Annotated in this window: 16 protein-coding genes and 3 pseudogenes; 10 read left to right on the top strand and 9 right to left on the bottom strand. The window is 64.4% G+C overall.

The window, feature by feature from the left end; all coding sequences use genetic code 11:
- Positions 1–133: 133 nt before the first annotated feature.
- Complete coding sequence (locus tag UC34_RS14790) at positions 134–451, bottom strand: hypothetical protein (RefSeq protein ID WP_044456140.1); 318 nt, start codon at positions 449–451, stop codon at positions 134–136.
- A gap of 406 nt (positions 452–857) precedes the next feature.
- Between UC34_RS14790 and UC34_RS14785 the strand changes: the two genes are divergently transcribed.
- Positions 858–1,091: a DUF3717 domain-containing protein gene (locus tag UC34_RS14785; RefSeq protein ID WP_044456139.1), complete on the top strand. Its 234-nt coding sequence runs from the start codon at positions 858–860 to the stop codon at positions 1,089–1,091.
- A 1-nt stretch (position 1,092) separates the two neighbouring features.
- Here the strand turns inward: UC34_RS14785 and UC34_RS14780 are convergent, their stop codons facing one another.
- The 5 genes and pseudogenes from UC34_RS14780 to UC34_RS14760 form a co-directional block, all read right to left on the bottom strand.
- Positions 1,093–3,729: a sensor domain-containing protein gene (locus UC34_RS14780; RefSeq protein ID WP_044456138.1), complete on the bottom strand. Its 2,637-nt coding sequence runs from the start codon at positions 3,727–3,729 to the stop codon at positions 1,093–1,095.
- A gap of 235 nt (positions 3,730–3,964) precedes the next feature.
- The gene (locus tag UC34_RS14775; protein WP_044456137.1) at positions 3,965–4,183 is read right to left on the bottom strand and encodes an RNA-binding S4 domain-containing protein; all 219 of its coding nucleotides are present in this window, start codon (positions 4,181–4,183) and stop codon (positions 3,965–3,967) included.
- A gap of 80 nt (positions 4,184–4,263) precedes the next feature.
- On the bottom strand, positions 4,264–4,842 hold the full coding sequence (locus tag UC34_RS14770) for a TMEM175 family protein (protein WP_044456136.1): 579 nt from the start codon (positions 4,840–4,842) through the stop codon (positions 4,264–4,266).
- Positions 4,843–5,121: 279 nt separating this feature from the next.
- Positions 5,122–6,385, bottom strand: a pseudogene (locus UC34_RS14765) (IS110 family RNA-guided transposase).
- Positions 6,386–6,612: 227 nt separating this feature from the next.
- The gene (locus tag UC34_RS14760) at positions 6,613–7,212 is read right to left on the bottom strand and encodes a flavin reductase family protein (protein WP_044456135.1); all 600 of its coding nucleotides are present in this window, start codon (positions 7,210–7,212) and stop codon (positions 6,613–6,615) included.
- 148 nt (positions 7,213–7,360) lie between these two features.
- On the opposite strand from UC34_RS14760, the gene UC34_RS14755 reads away from it, so the two are divergent.
- Positions 7,361–7,846: a DUF72 domain-containing protein gene (locus UC34_RS14755; RefSeq protein ID WP_237165116.1), complete on the top strand. Its 486-nt coding sequence runs from the start codon at positions 7,361–7,363 to the stop codon at positions 7,844–7,846.
- A gap of 29 nt (positions 7,847–7,875) precedes the next feature.
- On the opposite strand, the gene UC34_RS14750 is transcribed toward UC34_RS14755, so the two are convergent.
- Both UC34_RS14750 and UC34_RS14745 read right to left on the bottom strand, forming a co-directional pair.
- Positions 7,876–8,352, bottom strand: a complete 477-nt coding sequence (locus UC34_RS14750) for an OsmC family protein (protein WP_044456134.1) — start codon at positions 8,350–8,352, stop codon at positions 7,876–7,878.
- Positions 8,353–8,554: 202 nt separating this feature from the next.
- Positions 8,555–9,400, bottom strand: a complete 846-nt coding sequence (locus UC34_RS14745) for an IclR family transcriptional regulator (RefSeq protein WP_044458220.1) — start codon at positions 9,398–9,400, stop codon at positions 8,555–8,557.
- 331 nt (positions 9,401–9,731) lie between these two features.
- Between UC34_RS14745 and UC34_RS14740 the strand changes: the two are divergent.
- The 8 genes and pseudogenes from UC34_RS14740 to UC34_RS14710 form a co-directional block, all read left to right on the top strand.
- A pseudogene (locus UC34_RS14740) lies at positions 9,732–10,458 on the top strand (ABC transporter ATP-binding protein); the annotation flags it as partial.
- Positions 10,459–10,550: 92 nt separating this feature from the next.
- Positions 10,551–10,826: pseudogene (locus UC34_RS26185) on the top strand (TOBE domain-containing protein); the annotation flags it as partial.
- The gene (locus tag UC34_RS14735; RefSeq protein WP_044456133.1) at positions 10,819–11,724 is read left to right on the top strand and encodes an ABC transporter permease; all 906 of its coding nucleotides are present in this window, start codon (positions 10,819–10,821) and stop codon (positions 11,722–11,724) included. The pseudogene UC34_RS26185 and the gene UC34_RS14735, both read left to right, overlap by 8 nt.
- A gap of 31 nt (positions 11,725–11,755) precedes the next feature.
- A complete protein-coding gene (locus UC34_RS14730) occupies positions 11,756–12,550 on the top strand; it encodes an ABC transporter permease (RefSeq protein ID WP_044456132.1) in 795 nt (264 codons plus the stop codon).
- A gap of 20 nt (positions 12,551–12,570) precedes the next feature.
- Positions 12,571–12,993 carry a (2Fe-2S)-binding protein gene (locus UC34_RS14725; RefSeq protein ID WP_044456131.1) on the top strand — a complete coding sequence of 141 codons (423 nt, stop codon included), beginning with the start codon at positions 12,571–12,573 and terminating at the stop codon, positions 12,991–12,993.
- Positions 12,986–14,446 (top strand): FAD/NAD(P)-dependent oxidoreductase, encoded by a 1,461-nt coding sequence (locus UC34_RS14720; protein ID WP_237165114.1) that lies wholly within the window; start codon positions 12,986–12,988, stop codon positions 14,444–14,446. Before UC34_RS14725 ends, UC34_RS14720 begins: the two co-directional genes overlap by 8 nt.
- On the top strand, positions 14,439–15,575 hold the full coding sequence (locus UC34_RS14715; protein ID WP_044456130.1) for an NAD(P)/FAD-dependent oxidoreductase: 1,137 nt from the start codon (positions 14,439–14,441) through the stop codon (positions 15,573–15,575). The genes UC34_RS14720 and UC34_RS14715 overlap by 8 nt, the downstream gene beginning before the upstream one ends.
- Before the next feature lie 80 nt (positions 15,576–15,655).
- Positions 15,656–16,702, top strand: coding sequence for an ABC transporter substrate-binding protein (locus UC34_RS14710; RefSeq protein ID WP_044456129.1), 1,047 nt, complete (start codon positions 15,656–15,658; stop codon positions 16,700–16,702).
- A gap of 229 nt (positions 16,703–16,931) precedes the next feature.
- Here the strand turns inward: UC34_RS14710 and UC34_RS14705 are convergent, their stop codons facing one another.
- Complete coding sequence (locus UC34_RS14705) at positions 16,932–17,327, bottom strand: BLUF domain-containing protein (protein ID WP_052811072.1); 396 nt, start codon at positions 17,325–17,327, stop codon at positions 16,932–16,934.
- Between the last annotated feature and the right edge of the window lie 53 nt (positions 17,328–17,380).

Here is a 17,380-nt window from a genome sequence, read left to right as displayed (position 1 = left end):
GCCTGTAACGGCGGGCATTTTGACGGGGTGCTGCCGGGTTATCCAGTGGGTTATCCACAGAAGCTGTGGGTAACTCCTGCGGGACGACGCGCGTCAATTGCGACGTCGACGCCGTGCTTGCCCGCAGACCCTGTCACCGAAGCAACGGACGTAGCATGAGCAGGGCAAAGAACAGGGCGACGCCCACTGGCAGCAGTCCTGTGAAGAATGCCGGCCATGGCGCACGGCCGCGACGTCGCGCCCCGAACGACGAAATCAGCCCGGCGCAAAGGCACAGTACGCCGACGCCCCAAGTCGGATTCGGGCTTTTGAGCACCCAGGCAGCGGCGCCCAGCAGCCCCACCCACGCGAGCGGGATGGCGCCCGGCGGCGGCGGTGTGACCCCGCCAGCGCCAGGTTTGGCGTTGCGGTCGTTGGCGGTGTTCTGAGGCTCAGGCGTGTTGGCGGACATTACGATTCTTGAAAGGGCGACGTGCGTAGCGGAACCGGGTAGCAACGAAGCCATTGCTCAAGGGCTGAGCAAGCGCTGACGAAGCGGCAGCCGGTGCGGCGCGATACGCGAAAGCCGCAGCATAACAAACGCGGTGCCGGGGCGCTCATGAGGCGACGCTATGCAAGGCCAGCGTGCCCGAGTGGCATCGCTCAGTGGATGATTTTGCGGGAATCGTCGACGTGTTGACGTTGCGCGCGGCCATCTGTCCCGCGTCAAGTGTTGCAGTTCCGAAACGTGCGCCTGAGAATGGGCCAGGGCGTCGTCGATTCGCCGCCGTGTCCATGCTTTCTCCGAGCGGCGCTCAGACTCTTCGAATACTGTATATAATTACAGTACTTCACTCCACGGCGAGACAAGATATCCCATGAAAGCCAATTACTCCATCGCCGACATCGAACAGGCGATCAACTACTGGACCAGCCATCAGGCCGCCGACAGCAACCTGTCGCTGTGCCCGGCGGCGCGCGCATTGGCGAACGTCTATGGCGAGATGATCTACCGTCGTGAGACGAGCGTCGCCGCCGAAGCGCTCAACGGCGAACAGAGTCAGGCCATCGAAACGGCCCTGCATCAGATGGAATTGGGGCTGGCGCCGTGATTCAGGGCTGAACGGAGTGGGGCGTTTGGCGTCGTGCGGACCACCGTTCGAGCCACTGTTCGATGTCTTGCGCCGAGAGTGCGGGGGAGAACAGGTACCCTTGTGCGACGCGATAGCCTTGTGCCACCAGCACGTCGCGCTGTGCTTCGTTTTCCACGCCTTCCGCCACCACGGTCAGATGCAGATTGCGGCCGATGCTGATGATGGCATTGGTCAGCGCACGCACCGTTTCGTCGCGCGTAATGTCGTGCACGAAACTTCGGTCGAGCTTCAGCTCCGAGACCGGCAGGCGCCGCAAATAGCCGAGACTGGAATAGCCGGTGCCGAAATCGTCCATCGACAGGCGCACGCCCATGTGGTGCACTTCCTCGATGATGCGCAGCGTGCTCGGGTTGTGGTCCATCAGCACGCTCTCCGTGATCTCGATCGCCAGACACGACGGCGGCAATTCGTGGTCGGCCAGCGCTTCGGCAATGGTGTGCGGCAAATCGTGATCGTGGAAGTTGGTTGGCGAGAGATTGACCGACACGTTGTCGATACCCACGCCGCGCCGCCGCCAGTCCGCCAGTTGACGGCAAGATTCGCGCAGTGTCCATGTGCCCAACTCGCCGATGAGGCCACACTCTTCCGCAAGCGCAATGAAGCGCGACGGCGGTACGTCGCCGTATTGGGGATGCCGCCAGCGCGTGAGCGCTTCCGCGCCGTACACCGAATCGTCGAGCAGGTTGATCTGCGGCTGATAGAACAACTGAAGCTTGCCCAGACGCAGGGCATCGCGCAGCGCGGTCTCGAGTTCCAGCCGCTCCTGCGCGTGGATGTTCATGTCCTCGTTATAGAAGCGCACGCTGCCCGGGCTGGTCATCTTCGCCTGGTACATCGCCATGTCGGCGTGTTGCAGCAAGACGTCGAATTCTCTGCCGTGGTTCGGGTAAAGGCTGATGCCGAAACTGCCGGACGGCACGAGCGTCACGCCGTTGATCTGACATGGCGCGGTGAGCGCGCTGCGCATGCGTTCGATGGCGATGTCGAGACGCTCCGGGTCGCACTCGGTGAGCACGGCCACGAACTCGTCGCCTGAGAGTCGCGCCACGATATCCGCGCCCCGCAGCGAACGGCGCAGGCGCTGGGCGATCGTGCGCAGCAGCACATCGCCCGCCTGATGGCCGAGCGAATCGTTGACCTGCTTGAAGCGATCGAGATCGATGAAGATGACGGCCATGCGCGTACCCAACTCCGTCGCGCTGGCGATGGCCTGCGCCGCGAGCACGCCGAGCATGCTGCGATTGGGCAGGCCGGTGAGACTGTCCGAGAAGGCGAGCTGACGGATGCGCGTGCGCGATTCGTCGCGCTCGAAGGCGAGTTTGCACAGATGCACGCACACGTCGACGAGACGCTCGTGCAAGGCATTGGGACCGCGCACCGTTCGGTAGTAGAAAGCGAGGACGCCGAGTACGCGCCCGTCGTTCGCGATGATCGGCATTGCCCACGATGCGGCCAGTCCGAACTTCGCGGCCGTCTCGCGGAAATCGGCCCAGCGCGGATCGTTCGCCATGTCGGTGACGATCACCGGTCGCGCGAGAAACGCCGCCGTGCCGCAGGTGCCCACGCTTGGCCCGATGGCCACGCCATCTACGCTCTGATGGTATTGCGCAGGCAAGCTCGGCCCGGCCTGCGGACGCAATTTGCCCTCGCTGTCCACCCGTACAACGGACGCCATGACCTCAGGGGCGATCTGCTCCAGTTCGCGACACACGAGCGTGAGCACTTCGACCAGCGGTGCGTCGCGCACCATCGCCGCCAGGGCCTTGTGTTGCAGCACTTCCTGAATCTTCGATTGCGTGATGTCGGTAAACAGCACCACGGCGTTCACCAGTTTGCCCTGGGCGTCGAGAATCGGGTTCGTCACTACGGAGACCCATATCGGCTGATGCTGGGCCGTGCGCACGAGCACTTCGCAATGGCAACTGCGGCCATCGCGTGCGGCGACGAGACATCCGGAAAGGGCTTGTTTGATGTCGACGGCATAGGCGCCGTCGGCGAATTCGTCCAGCGAGGTGTCGTCAAACGGGGCGAGCGCCGATTTGCCGACCACGTCGTTCGCCGCGTAGCCCAGCATGCGCGTGAAGCCGGCATTCACATAACGCACGCTGCCTTGTGCGTCGGTGATGAGCACCGCATTATCCGTTTCGTCGACACCGAGCGAGAGCAGATGCATGCGCGCGTCGTCCGCTGCCTGGCGTGCCACGCGTTCGGTCACGTCCACGGCGAACTTGATCACGAACGTGAGTTTGCCTGCGTCATCGAACACCGGATTGTAGGTGGCTTCGAGCCACACGACGCTGCCGTCGTGACGAAGACGCCGGACCTGACCGGTGTGCGCGCGTGCGGTGCTCACGACCTGGGCGAGCGCATCGCCGCAGGTGGCGTCGAGCGGATCGCACAACATGCCATGGCGCTGGCCGATCAGTTCGTCGCGCGTGTACCCGAAGACCCCCAGGAACTTGTCGTTGACGTCGACAACGGTACCGTCCGGTGTGAGCGTGAGCATGCCCAGGGAACGGTCGAGGGCGTCGAGCAGCGCGTCGCGCCCGGGCGCCGATGCGGCGCCTGCGGCGGACGGTGAACCGGGCACGACCATCGGGAGGGCCTCCTCGGACGTCCTGCGAACATTGTCGGGTGTGACAGGGGCTGACACGCCAAAATCGCTTTCAAGTATAGCGACCTGCGCAGGCAGGCCCACATGGGAGAAATCGGGAGCGCGTTATAACGATAACGCGCTCCCGGGCAGTCTGGCGGCCTCGGGAAAAGCGGTCGCCTGACGGTATTGATCGAGGGGGCGGTGGCCTTTGCAGGCTTTGCAGCCTGCGCTCGGGTCAGGCCGCTTTGACGCGAATGCGAACGCCGCCCACGGCGACGCTCTGGCCTGCGCGGATCTTGCAGGTTTTGCGCGTTTCCAGCTGGCCGTCGACCGTGACTTCGCCGTTGGCCACCAGCACCTTGCCCGCGCCGCCAGAATCGACAACGCCGGTGAGCTTGAGCAGGTCGTTCAGGGCGACGAATTCGCCCGTCAGTTCAAAAGTTACGTTTTGCATAGTGGAGCGGATACTACGTAAAAAGCCGATGCGCGTCGACTGCCGTCGTGCGCGCGGCCAAACCGGTGAGCCGCGCTGTCTCAGGCGTCGATCACGTGTTCGAGACGACGGTCCGGGATCAGCCATACGGCAGCCATGAGCGCATACAGGGCGAGCGACACAGCCGGGACCACGAAGGCCAGTCCGATGGCCACGGCATAAACGATCACCGACAGTTTTCCCTTGTAGTCGCGCCCGAGTGCGGCTGCGAGCTTCTTGTTGCCACCGTCGTGAACGGCCAGCAGAGCCCGCGAAAGTATGTAGTAGGCAATGGCTGCCATGCAGAGCACCCCGCCGTAGAGCGCCGTCGGCCAGGCGGTGAAGTGGTTGTCCCCGAGCCAGTGGGTGACGAACGGGATCAGCGACAGCCAGAACAGCAGATGCAGATTGGCCCAGAGTACGCCGCCGGATACGCGCTGCACGACCTGAAAAAGGTGGTGATGGTTGTTCCAGTAAAGGCCGACATAGACGTAACTCAGGATGTAGGTGAGAAATGTCGGCGCGACCGGTATCAGGTCGGCCAGTTCGCTGCCATGCGGCGCTTTCATCTCCAGCACCATGATCGTGATGATGATGGCGATCACGCCATCGCTGAACGCTTCGAGTCGGCTTTTGCCCATGGCTTTGTGTTTTTCGTCAGTACCGGATGAATGTCACAGCACGGCCACGCGATTGCGGCCGGCCTGCTTGGCTGCATAGAGCGCCCGGTCGGCGCGTTGCAGCAGGGTGCCGAAATCGGCATCGTCCGGGCTCAGGTCGACTCACGATCGAAAACGTCGGTAACGCTGTCAATTCTGCCCCGCCCGACGCTGCTTGGCAAATTGGGCGATGCCACGCCGGACGGCCCACCCGCGCGCCACCGGGCGAGCGCCATCCGGGGGGTGCCCCTATGTAGTTCGTCAAGCACTGGGGTCCGTTTTGGGTTGATAAAAAGTGCCGTCGCGTAGCATGGCAAAAAGGACGTCGCAGCGCCGGCGAGCCAGCGCGATAAGTGCCTGGTTGTGGCGCTTGCCCTGCTGGATTTTTCGACTGTAGTAAGCCCTTGAGATCGGGTCTCGCAAAGCCGCAAAGGCCGAGAGAAACAGGGCGCGTTTGAGTACCTTATTGCCACGTCGAGAGGGGTGTTCGCCGCGAATCGAGGCGCCAGAGCGCCGGGTCACCGGCGCTAGGCCAGCATAGGCCGCCAGGTGGGCGGCCGAGGCAAAGGCCTTGTGCGCCACCTCGGTCAGGAGTCGCGCTGCGGTCCTGAGCCCGACTCCGGGCATGCTGCTCAGGACCGGCCAAAGAGGGTTGCTTTGCACCAGGCGCTCGACCTCGGCGGCGATCTCGTCGCGTTGCTTGCGTAGGGCGGCCAGTTGCTGGGCCAGACGCGGCATCACCAGCGTGGCGGCATGAGTACCCGGCACGACTACGGTTTGTTCGGTAAGCGCCTGCGCGATGTCGGCGGCCAAGCTCTTGCCAATGCGTGGTGCGAGCTTGATCAGGCGATTCGCCAGCGTTTTTTGGCCCGCGGCCGCCAGTGCTGCGGGTGAGGGGTAGCGCTCAAGCAGATCGAGCACGGCGGGATGATCCAGGCGAGGTCCGAGCACGCGCTCAAGCGCGGGATGAATCTGCGTGAGCAGGCCGCGAATGCGGTTGCTGGTTTGGTTGGCTTGGGCGGCCAGGTCGTCGTCGAAGCCACACAGCATAGTGAGCTCGGCGAGCGGCTCATCGGCCAGACGCAATGAGCGCAGCGTATGCGGCATGGTGCGTGCGGCATCTGCGATGACGGCGGCGTCGCGCGCGTCGGTCTTGGCTTCGCCTGCGTGCAGGTCGGCGATGCGACGCATAGCCAGACCTGGCAAGTAGGCGACTAGCGTACCGGCGTCGCGGGCTACGGCCAGCGGCAGTGCGCCGATGGTAGCCGGCTGATCGACGACGAACAGGAGCTGGCCGTGGGCTTTCAACTCATCGATGAGGGCGCGCAGTTGGGTCTCATCGTTAGGCAGGGCCTTGTTGTAGAGGCGACGGCCGTTGCGATCGAGAGCGACGGCATGGTGGTGGCCTTTGCCGACGTCGACGCCGATGAAGACATCGACGGCGTCATGAAGTGGAAAGTTATGCATTGCAGTTGGCACAAAAAGTGAATTGGCCTGCAAGAACCCTGGTGGCAAGTCTCGGCATCCACGTTACGGACGGCGTCGGAATATCCGTGCCAAACCCCTATCAGCGATCACCAGCCACCCACCAGACCCGGTGACAACACCCCCCGGATCATGGTTACGACTGGGGGCGGGAATCATGCCGGGCCTGGCTGGCCAAAACCTCGATTATCGAGGTGCGAACATAGTAACGGGGGCGTGATGCGTCGTCGACGCTGTCGGTGGCGCGCGGCGCAGGCAACGTGTGGGTCATGAATTGACGTCGGATTCAGGGGCGGGTTTCACTTCGAAGGCGTCGCCCGTCTCGAAGAAATTGCCGCCGGCAATGTAGTGCAGGCTGCGCCATTCGTGTCCGGCGCCGGGGGGCGACTGCCAGTGCCCGTCGCGAAAGGCGCGCGGATCGGCCCAGGCGGCGACCACCTCGCCAAGGAACAGGTCGTAGCGATCCTGATTGTGGGGTTCCGGAATCACGCGGCATTCGAGCCAGGCGAGGCAGCCGTCGATCAGCGGCGCGGCGACGTGCGAGCCGGCAAAGGCGCTCACGCCGGTACCGTCGGCGAACTTGTCGGCGTCGCGCCCCGACACCGAGCCGACGAACAGCGTTTCACGCGCGATGGTGCGCGCGGGCACGTTCAGCGAAAACTCGCCCGAGGCGTCCACCAGCTCACGCGTGAGGGTGTTGCGGTCGATGACGACGGCGACCTTGGGCGGCGAGAAGTCCAGCGGCATCGACCAGGCGGCGGCCATGACGTTGCGACGTCCGGCATGGGCGCTGCCCACGAGCACGGTCGGGCCGTGATTGAGCAGGCGGTAGGCTTTGGCTAAGTCGACAGGCAGGCGTTCGGTCATGGCAATCGTGAGGCATCGTGTAGATCGGTCGGGCCATGATAGCGCGGCGGGCGGCATGCCGAAAAAGGCGGCCCGCAGGGTCAGCTGCGGGCCGCAAACGGCACGGTGCGGGGAGCGCGTGCCGGATCAGATGCAGGTCCAGTATTTCATGCGTTCGTCCCAGTCCGGTCCCATTCCGGTCCCGTTCCGGTCCCGTTCCGGTCCCGGCTTCCGCCTGCCGACCGGTCACCAGACGCCGCGTGTCGCCTTGCCAAAGGATCTGCAATCGGAATTGCCGCCCGGGCCGCGCGCGAACGTTTATTACAAGGACATGTCCGCGCCGCTCATCGACGAAATCTGGCGGCGCTATCTCCAGGCGATCGAACCGCTGCGCGAAGCCGGCAAGCTCGGGCTGGTGCACTTCCAGTTTCCGCCATGGCTCAATGGCGACCGCGCGAGTCACGCTCACGTCGAAGCCTGTGCACAGCGAATGTCGGTCAACTACGACTATCGCGAGGCGGAACTCGCTGCGCTTGTCGACCCGATACGCGTGATCGCGAAGGTGGTGGCGCGTGTGTACGTGGTGTTCAACACCAATTACGAGGATCAGGGCCAGCGCAACGCGATGACCCTGATGCAACTGCTCGACCGGTGACGGGCGTCACCGTGCCGGCGCGTTCCCCGTCAGACGTCGATCGTCTCGATCACCGGTTCGCATTCGATCGGAAAGTTGACCGAGTTGGCGATGTAGCACTTCTCGTGCGCCGTGTGATGCAGATGCTCGGCCAGCGCAACGTCGCCGCCCGCACGGATCGTGACGTGGGGACGTAGCACGATTCGGGTGAAGCGTCCCTCGGTGGCGGTGTCGATCATCGTGCCGAGCGCATCGTCCCGATACCGCTCCACGACGACACCCGCTTCGGCGCATAGATGCAAATACCACAGCTTGTGACAGGCGCTCGCCGACGCGACGAGCAGGTCTTCCGGATTCCAGCGCGAAGCATCGCCCCGAAAGGCCGGGTCGGCGGAGCCGGGAATCGCCGGTTTGCCGTCGACGCGAATTTCATGGTTGCGTCCGTATGCCCGGTAACCCGAGGTGCCGCTGCCCTCGTTGCCAATCCACTCCACGTTGACGCGGTACTCATGTTCACCTGATGCCATGACGGGTCTCCACTTGGGGCCAGCGGTCGAAGATAGGGAAGAGGGAAAAGCGGAATGCGCAGCTTAAGCTTGCCGCCAGGCCTGCTCGCGATTGTCGCAGGAGCACTCGACGCCCGCTGGCCATTTTCGGTCATCAAAAGGTCGATTTCCGGCGACACGCGGGCGGTGCGTGTCGCCTTCGACGGCTCGTGCATCGATGCCCTCAGGCGAGGGGTTCCGTCGTCAGTGCACGCGTGAGACCGTGCATGGGGCGGCGCATCGCCACGTCGAACGGGTTGGTCTGAGGGCCGATCAGTTCCGCCTGGCGCCGCAGCAACTCCACCACCATCGGGAGCCGATCCTGCGAGAGCCGTGCGGCGAGCGTTCCCACACTCAGTGCCGCCACGGCGTGGCCCATGCGGTCGAACACCGGCACAGCGACCCCGGCCATGCCGTCGAGCACACCGCTGTTGCTCCCGGCGTAGCCCAGTTGACGCACCCGTTCGATTTCGGTGCGCAGATAGACTTCGTCGAGCACACCGTAGCCGCGCAATCGGGGCACATTAAAGCGGATGATCTCCTCGCGCTCGGCTTCCGGAAGGAACGCCAGGATCGCCAGACTGCCCTGACCGACGCCGAGCGCCACGCGCCCGCCGATATCGCCGGTAAACGAGCGAATGGGGAACGGGCCTTCGCACATGTCGAGGCACACGGCATCGAAGCTGCTGCGCACCAGCAGAAAGATCGTGTCGCCAAGGCTTGCGCAAAGCCGCAGCAACGACGGACGGCATAACGTGCGCATGCCGCTCGGATTGCCCGCCTGTGCGGCCATGGCGAAAAAGTCGATGCTCAGCCGGTATAGCTTGGATCTTTCGTCCTGCTCCACGACCTGCTCGGCAATGAGCGCGTGAAGAATCCGGTGCACTGTCGCCTGACTGAGGCCGACGGCCTTCGCAATGTGGGTGACGCGCTCGCCTTCGGGTTTGGCAGCGCCCAGGGCACGAATCACGGCGAAGGTGCGCTGCAAAATACCGGCGCCCGCAGACTCCACGGAAGACGCTTCCTTCATGCCGGGTGTGCTGAGTGAATCGGAGGTGCTCATCAGGGTCTCGAATATTCCGTCAAACGGAATACTAACGTAAGCCTGTATGGCTTGAAAACCATCGAGACACCGGGAAAACGGCAGAAACAACCAATAACCACCATAACTTAGGGATTATCCCGAGACGCTGACGCGAAAGAAAAGGGTCTGCGAGAGTGACATGCATTCCGTCAAACGAAATAATATGAAAATTTATCTCGTTTCATGGAATCGTTATCTTGCGACATGCAATTTGGCTCGCTACTGTTCGAGGCAATTGCATTTCATGTGGCGCGTGTGTGCCCCAAAGGTAGTGACCATGTCTTTTCTGACTTTGACGGATGTTTCCAAGACGTTTGGCGAGCTCAATGCCGTCTCGAACGTCAACCTCTCGGTGGAGAAGGGCGAGTTCGTCTCGCTGCTCGGCCCGTCGGGCTGCGGCAAGACCACCACGTTGCAGATGATCGCGGGCTTCGTCGAAGCCACCACCGGGCGCATTACGCTCGACGGACGCGACATCACCCACATGCGTCCGAACAAGCGCGGTCTGGGCATCGTATTCCAGAGCTACGCGCTGTTCCCGCACATGACGGTGGCGGACAACGTTGGCTTCGGTCTGGAGATGCGCGGCGTCGACAAGGCAGAGCGCAAGGAGCGCATTCGCGAGGCGCTTGCGCTGGTGCGACTCGATGCCCTCGGCCATCGCTTCCCGCGTGAGCTCTCCGGTGGCCAGCGTCAGCGCGTGGCCATCGCCCGTGCCGTGGTGATTGCGCCGCCGGTGCTGCTGCTCGATGAACCGATGTCCAACCTCGACGCCAAACTGCGCGAGGACATGCAGTTCGAACTGCGCTCGATCCAGCGCAAGATCGGCACGACCACGATCATGGTGACGCACGATCAGTCCGAGGCCCTGTCGATCAGCGATCGCGTCGTGGTCATGGAAGCCGGGCGCATTACGCAGGTCGACACGCCGTACCGCGCTTACGAGCGTCCGGAAACCCCGTTCGTCTCCCAGTTCATCGGCAAGGCCAACATGCTCGCAGGCCGGGTAGCGGCACGTGACGCCGAGCATCTGCATATCGAACTGGGCGCGCAACTGATCCAGCGCGCCGCGCTCACCGAACTCTCGCCGCGCGACCGCGCCATGGCCGTGGGCGATGCGATCACCCTGTGCCTGCGCCCCGAAAAGGTCCGCCTTTGCGCCCCGTCGGCCGGTCGTCTGTCGGCCACCGTGACGAGCCGCTTCTTCCTTGGCAGCCAGTGGCTCTACCGCGTGGACAGCGCGCTGGGCGAAGTGCTCGTGTGCTGCCAGAACGAAGGCGGTGAACCGCTGGAAGAAGGCTCGCCGGTCGGGCTCGACTGGCACCCGGAAGCGGTGCGCTTCGTTGCTGCGGGAGCGTGCGCGAATGGCTGAGACGCTGCAAGTTCCGCATACCGACGCCGCGCCGAGTACGCGTGCGCCGTGGCACGCCTATTTGCCGATGTGGGTGATGAGTGCGCCGGCCATGCTGCTGTTCGTGGCGCTGGTGCTCATTCCGCTGCTCATGACGCTCGCGCTCACGTTCTATCAATTCGATCCGGCGAGCGGCCCGATCGCGGCATTCCAGTTCGAGAACTACCGTGAAGTGCTGTTCGACTCGTACTTCCATACGATCTTTCTGCGCACGTTCGGCATCTCGCTCTCGGTCACGGCCATTTGCGCGGTCGTGGGCACGTTCGAAGCCTACGTGCTCTCGCGCATGGGCGATCCGTGGCGCTCGCTGTTCCTGCTGGTGATTCTCTCGCCGCTGCTCGTGTCCATCGTGGTTCGTGCTTTCGGCTGGAGCATGCTCATGAGCTCAGGCGGCCTGATCAATCAGGCATTCGGGCTGATCGGCATGGGGCCGTACAAGATGGAATACACGAACTTCGCCATCGTGGTTGCGCTGGCGCACGTGATGCTGCCGTTCATGGTGATTCCGGTGTGGACATCGCTCCAGCGCCTCGACCCGCAGACGGAAAACGCAGCGCTCTCGCTCATGGCGTCGCCGGCAACCACGCTGCGTCGCATCGTGCTGCCGCAACTGGTGCCCGGCATTCTGTCGGGCAGCCTGATGGTGTTCGGCCTGTCGGCGAGCGCCTTTGCGATTCCGAGCCTGCTGGGCGGACGTCGTCTGAAAGTGGCTGCCACCGCGGTGTACGACCAGTTCCTCAGTTCACTGAACTGGCCGCTCGGCGCGACCATCGCCGTGCTGCTGCTCGTGGCCAATCTGATCGTGATGCTGACGTACTACCGCCTGCTCGATCGCCGTTATTCGCGAAGCATGGGCTAAGGCCACCGTAGAACAGAACTCACTCGCCATCATGCGTAAAAACAGTCCCCTGGCGCTCGCGTTCCACGCGCTCGTCATTCTCTTCGTTCTCGCCCCGATGATCATCGTGGTGCTGGTCGCGTTCACGCCCGAGCAAACGCTCTCGCTGCCCACGCGCGGCATATCGCTGCGCTGGTTCCGCGCGATTCTCGACTACCCCGACTTCATCGCATCGTTCTTCACCAGTCTGAAGCTCGCGTTCATTTCGGCCACGCTCTCGCTCGTGATCGCGTTGCCCGCCGCGCTGGCCATCGGCCGTTCGCGCTTTCCTGGACGCAATTTCCTTAACGGTCTGCTGCTCTCGCCGCTGGTGATCCCGGGGCTCGTGCTCGGCATTGCGCTGTTGCGCTTCTTCGCCATGCTCGGCGTGACCGGCTCGTTCGGCGCGCTGATCTTCGCGCACATGATCATCGTGACGCCGTTCATCATGCGTCTCGTGCTCGCCTCCATCAGCGGGCTCGACCGCAGTGTCGAGAACGCCGCCGCCTCGCTCGGCGCCGGGTCGTGGACGACGTTCCGTCGCGTGACCATGCCGATGATTCTGCCCGGCATCACCGGCGGCTGGCTGCTGGCGTTCATCAACAGCTTCGACGAACTGACGATGTCGGTCTTTCTGACGGCGCCGCAAACCGTCACGCTGCCGGTGCGCATGTACATGTACGCGACCGAATCGATCGATCCGATGATGGCGTCGGTCTCGGCGCTCGTGATTGCCGTGACGCTCGGCGCGATGCTGCTGCTCGACCGCATCTACGGCCTGAACCGCATTCTGATCGGCCAGCATTGAACGCGCGCACAACGACTCCTATGTCCAGTTCCTCCCAATACGCTTCACAGGACGCGCGCGCGCCCGGACAACCGGCGGCTCACGCGCAGCTCACACGCCTGAGCGAGACTGCACGCGCGCCGGTAACGTTCTACATCGACGGCGCGCCGGTCCAGGCGCTGGCCGGTGACACGGTACTCACCGCAATCCTCACGCACCAGCGCCACGTGCGCATCAGCGAGTTCAGCGGTACGCCGCGCGCGGGCTTTTGCATGATCGGCGCGTGCCAGGACTGCTGGGTGCGTTGCGAGCCGACGACCGCGCTCGCCGGTGAAGATCGTGGCGACGCGCAACTCACGCGGTTGCGCGCGTGCTCGACCACCGTCCAGCCCGGCATGCGCATCGTCACGCGCGCCGCCGACATCAACGAAATCCACGAAATCCACGGAGGCCCGCATGGCTGAGCGCGCCCCCAGTCTGGCGAATCCGATGGCGGCCCGGGATCTCAACGTGGTGATCGTCGGTGCGGGCCCCGCGGGCATTCGTGCCGCACAAACGCTTGTCACGGCGGGCGTGCGCCCGGTCGTGCTGGACGAGAACATGCGCTGGGGTGGGCAGATCTACCGTCAGCCGCCGGAAAACGCCGGCTTCACACGCAGTAAGCAAGCGCTTTACGGTTTCGAAGCCGCGAAGGCCGACGCCGTGCACAACGCAATGGCGGCGCTGTTGCCGCAGGTCGACTATCGACCCGAGACGCTGGTATGGGCGTGCGATCCGAAGCGACTGCATACCATGCACGGCGGGCGCGAAATACCGGTCGCGTTCAGTCATCTGATCATCGCGAGCGGCGCGACCGATCGCGTGTTGCCGTTGCCGGGCTGGACCCAGCCGGGCGTGTACACGCTGGGCGGTGCGCAGGTCGCGCTCAAAGCTCAGGGGTGTGCGATCGGTGAGCAGGTCGTGTTCGCGGGCACCGGACCGTTGCTGTATCTGGTGGCTTACCAATACGCCAAGGCGGGGGCCAACGTCGTGGCCGTGCTCGACACCAGCGCATTCGCCGCGCAGGCCAAGGCCGCCCCGCGACTGCTCAACCAACCGGCCACGTTCGCCAAGGGGCTTTACTACGTGGGATGGTTGCGGGCGCGAGGCGTGCGCATCGAGCACGGGGTGACGCTCGAAGGGATCGACGGCACGAACGGCGTGCGTGCGATCCGCTGGCAGCGCGCCGGTCGCCGGCACGCTCTCGAATGCAGCGCGGTGGGGCTCGGTTACGGCCTGCGTCCTGAAACGCAACTGGCCGATCTCGCTGGCTGCCGCTTCGTCTTCGACGACCTGAACCGTTGCTGGCTGCCCGAGCGCGATGCAGCCGGACGCAGTTCGCAACCCGGCATTTATCTGGCGGGCGACGGTGCGGGGATTGCCGGTGCCGACGCCGCCGAACTCGCCGGTCGTCGCGCAGCGCTCGCCTTGCTCGAAGACATCGGCATCGCCGCGCCATCGGTGCCGGGCGCGCCCGACGCCGCGACGCTGGAGCGCAAACTCGCGAGCATCCGGCGCTTTCGCGAGGGCATCGAGCAGGCCTTTGCCTTGCCCGAAGACCCCGCCGCGCGCTGGCCGGACGACATGCTCGTGTGCCGTTGCGAGGAAGTCAGCGCGCGCACGTTGCGCGAGTGCGTGCGTGTGGACGGCGTGACCGAAGTCAACCGCCTCAAGGCGCTGACCCGGGTCGGCATGGGACGCTGTCAGGGGCGCATGTGCGGCGAAGCCGCTTGCCATGTGCTGGCCGACGCGAGCGGGCAGACGTTCGCGCAAGTGGGGCGTTTGCGTGCGCAGGCCCCGATCAAACCGATTCCGATTGCACCGATGCTGTTCGACGAAAACGTGGCGGCCATTCCCGACGAGGCCCGCGATGAGTAAGCCATTGCATTACGACGTTGTGGTCGCCGGCGGCGGGCTGGTCGGCGCCTCCGCCGCGCGCGAGCTTGCCGCACGGGGGATGAAGGTGGCGTTGTTCGAGCGTCGCTACTGCGGGGCGCAGGCCAGTGGCGTCAACTACGGCGGCGTGCGTTGCCAGGGCCGCCCTGAGGCGCAACTGCCCCTCGCGATGCGTGCGCGCCGCGTGTGGGACCGCTTGCCGGAACTGATCGGCATCGACGGCGAATTCGTGCGCTCGGGCCATTTGCGCCTCGCGCGTCGCGAGAGCGATCTCGAACCGCTCGATGCGTGGGCTGCGATGGCCGCGAACTATGGTCTGTCCTCCACGGTGTTTTGCGGCGCGCAATTCCGTGAGCGATTCCCGTGGCTCGGCCCGGGGGCCGTGGGCGGATCGCTGTGCATGAGCGACGGGCATGCCAATCCGCGTCTCGTGTCGCCTGCCTTTGCCCGTGCGGCGCGCGCCCTCGGCGCGGACGTTCGCGAACGCACGCCGATCACCGCGATGGCGCACGACGGCGTGCGTTTCCAACTGACGGCGCAGCCCGAGCAGGGCGACGCCGTGCACGTGAGCTGCGACTGGTTGCTCAACACGTCCGGCGCATGGGCCAATCACATCGCCGGCGCGTTCGGCGAGCGTGTGCCGATGCATGCCATCTACCCGAACATGTGGGTGACCGAGCCGCTGCCGATGTTCGTGGGCCATAGCCTCGGCGTCTACGGTGGCGGTGTCTACGCAAGACAAGTCGAGCGCGGCAACTGCGTGATCGGCGGCGGACGCGGCACTGGCGACGGCGAGTACGCCCAGCCCTCGGCCGAGACCACGCGCGCGGTCATGCGCGAGGCCTGTGCCTTGCTCCCGGCGTTGCGCAATGCGCTGCTCATTCGCACCTGGAGCGGTGTGGAGGGTGAGACGCCCGACGACAACCCGATCATCGGCATGAGCCGCACGACACCGCGTCTGGTGCATGCCTTCGGTTTCTCGGGCGGCGGTTTTCTGCTGGCCCCCGGTGTCGGCGAAGTGCTGGCCGATCTCGTCACGCTGGGCGAGACGCCGACGCCGATCGATGCCTTTGCCGTCGACCGGTTTGCCAAGGTCGGCGTCGAGGCTTGAGGAACCGCCGTGCACCGCAAACATTCAGAGTCCGTCCCCCAACAACATTTCTATTCCCTGGAAACGCAAGGAGAACCACGATGAAGCTATCTGTTAAGGTCGTCATGTGCGCTGCGGCGCTGGCATTGGGCGCGAGCAGCGCGGCCTGGTCGCAGTCCAAAACGCTTTACATCGGCATGAATGGCGGCCCGATGGAAAAGGCTTACACGAGCCAGGTCTTCCCGGAGTTCGAGAAGGCCAACAACGTGAAGGTCGTGGTGGTGCCGGGCACGTCCTCGGACGTGCTGGCCAAGCTGCTTGCGAACCGTAACAGCCCGCAGATGCACGTCGTTTTCCTGGACGACGGCGTGATGGCGCGCGCGATCAGCATGGGCGTGTGTCAGAAGCTCGACGATTCGCCCGTGCTCAAGGAACTGATGCCGTCGGCGCGCGTGAAGGACGACATGGGCGCCGGTGTGCAGCTCGGCATGACCGGCATCGGCTACAACACCAAGCTCTTCAAGGAAAAGGGCTGGGCGGCGCCGACCTCGTGGACCGACTTCGCCGATCCCAAGTACAAGGGCAAGGTGGTGTTCCAGTCGGCGTCGAGCAGCACCTTCGGCCTGCATGGCTTTCTCGCACTGAACCGCATCTGGGGCGGCAGCGAGACGAACGTCGAACCCGGTTTCACGAAGTGGGCCACGACCGTCGGCCCGAACGTGGTCGAATACATCCCGAACTCGGCCAAGCTCTCGGAAATGATCCAGACCGGCGAAGCCGCGATCTTCCCGCTGACCCCGACGGCCGTGAGCGACCTTCAGGACAAGGGTATTCAGGTCGGCTACGTCGCCCCGAAGGAAGGCGCGGTGCAGTTGCTCGTCGACCTGTGCGTGGTGAAGAACAGCCCGGACAACGCCATGGCGCAAAAGCTCGCGCAGTATCTGCTCTCGGCCAAGGGGCAATCGCTGGCCGCTGCTGCCGGCGCCTATATCCCGACCAATCCGCAAGCGACGATTCCGCCGGCGATGCAAAAGCGTCTGGGCAAGCTCGACGATCTGACCCGTAACATCAAGACGGTCGATTGGGACGCCGTCAACCAGCGCCGCGCTCAGTGGGATCAGCGCTGGAATCGCCAGATCGAGCAGTAACCCCGAGAGGGCGGCGCGCGCGGGGCATGTGCGACGCGCGCCTCGCATGTCTCGAGCCGTTCGAATGAATCACGCCGGGCGCCCTCAGGGCGACCCGGCGTTTTCTTTGGCGAGGCAGGCGCTGCATAGGCAGCACGGCATCGATGGCGTCGATGGCGTCGATGGCGTCGATGGCATTCACGGCACGCTGGGCATCCACGGCATGCGCGGTGATGGCGCCCCGACCGGTCTACATCACATCCGCCTGGGCGGCGAGGCCGTTGAAGGCGCCGATCAGTTGCGCGTGATCCGCGGGCATGACGAACGCATGCAGGGCATGCGCCGGTTCGTCGAGCATGAGGTAGCCGAGGCTCCACGTCGAAAATGCGCCGGGATTGCGGGGTGTGCCGTCGAGCAGCACCTGAATCGCGCCATGATGACGTGAGGCTTCGATCCGCTCGCGGGCATCCGACACGGCGTTGGCGGGACCTTCGATGTACTGATAGAAGGTGGCGCCGTCGTAGAGCAGCACGCCGGTTACGCCGTGGGCCTCGTTAAACCCGCGCGAATGGACGATGATTTTCGAAAGCGCGACCGGATCGAGGTCAGGCAGGGCACGGCTGATGTACGCGTAACACTCTGTCATTATTTTGTTAGGTCCCCATATCATTGGGCCCGCGCCGCGATGTCGTCAGGGCC

The organism is Pandoraea vervacti (assembly GCF_000934605.2).
GTDB classification, from domain to species: domain Bacteria; phylum Pseudomonadota; class Gammaproteobacteria; order Burkholderiales; family Burkholderiaceae; genus Pandoraea; species Pandoraea vervacti.
The sequence above is the reverse complement of the archived record's forward strand: the minus strand, read 5'-3'. Positions and strand labels throughout refer to the sequence as shown.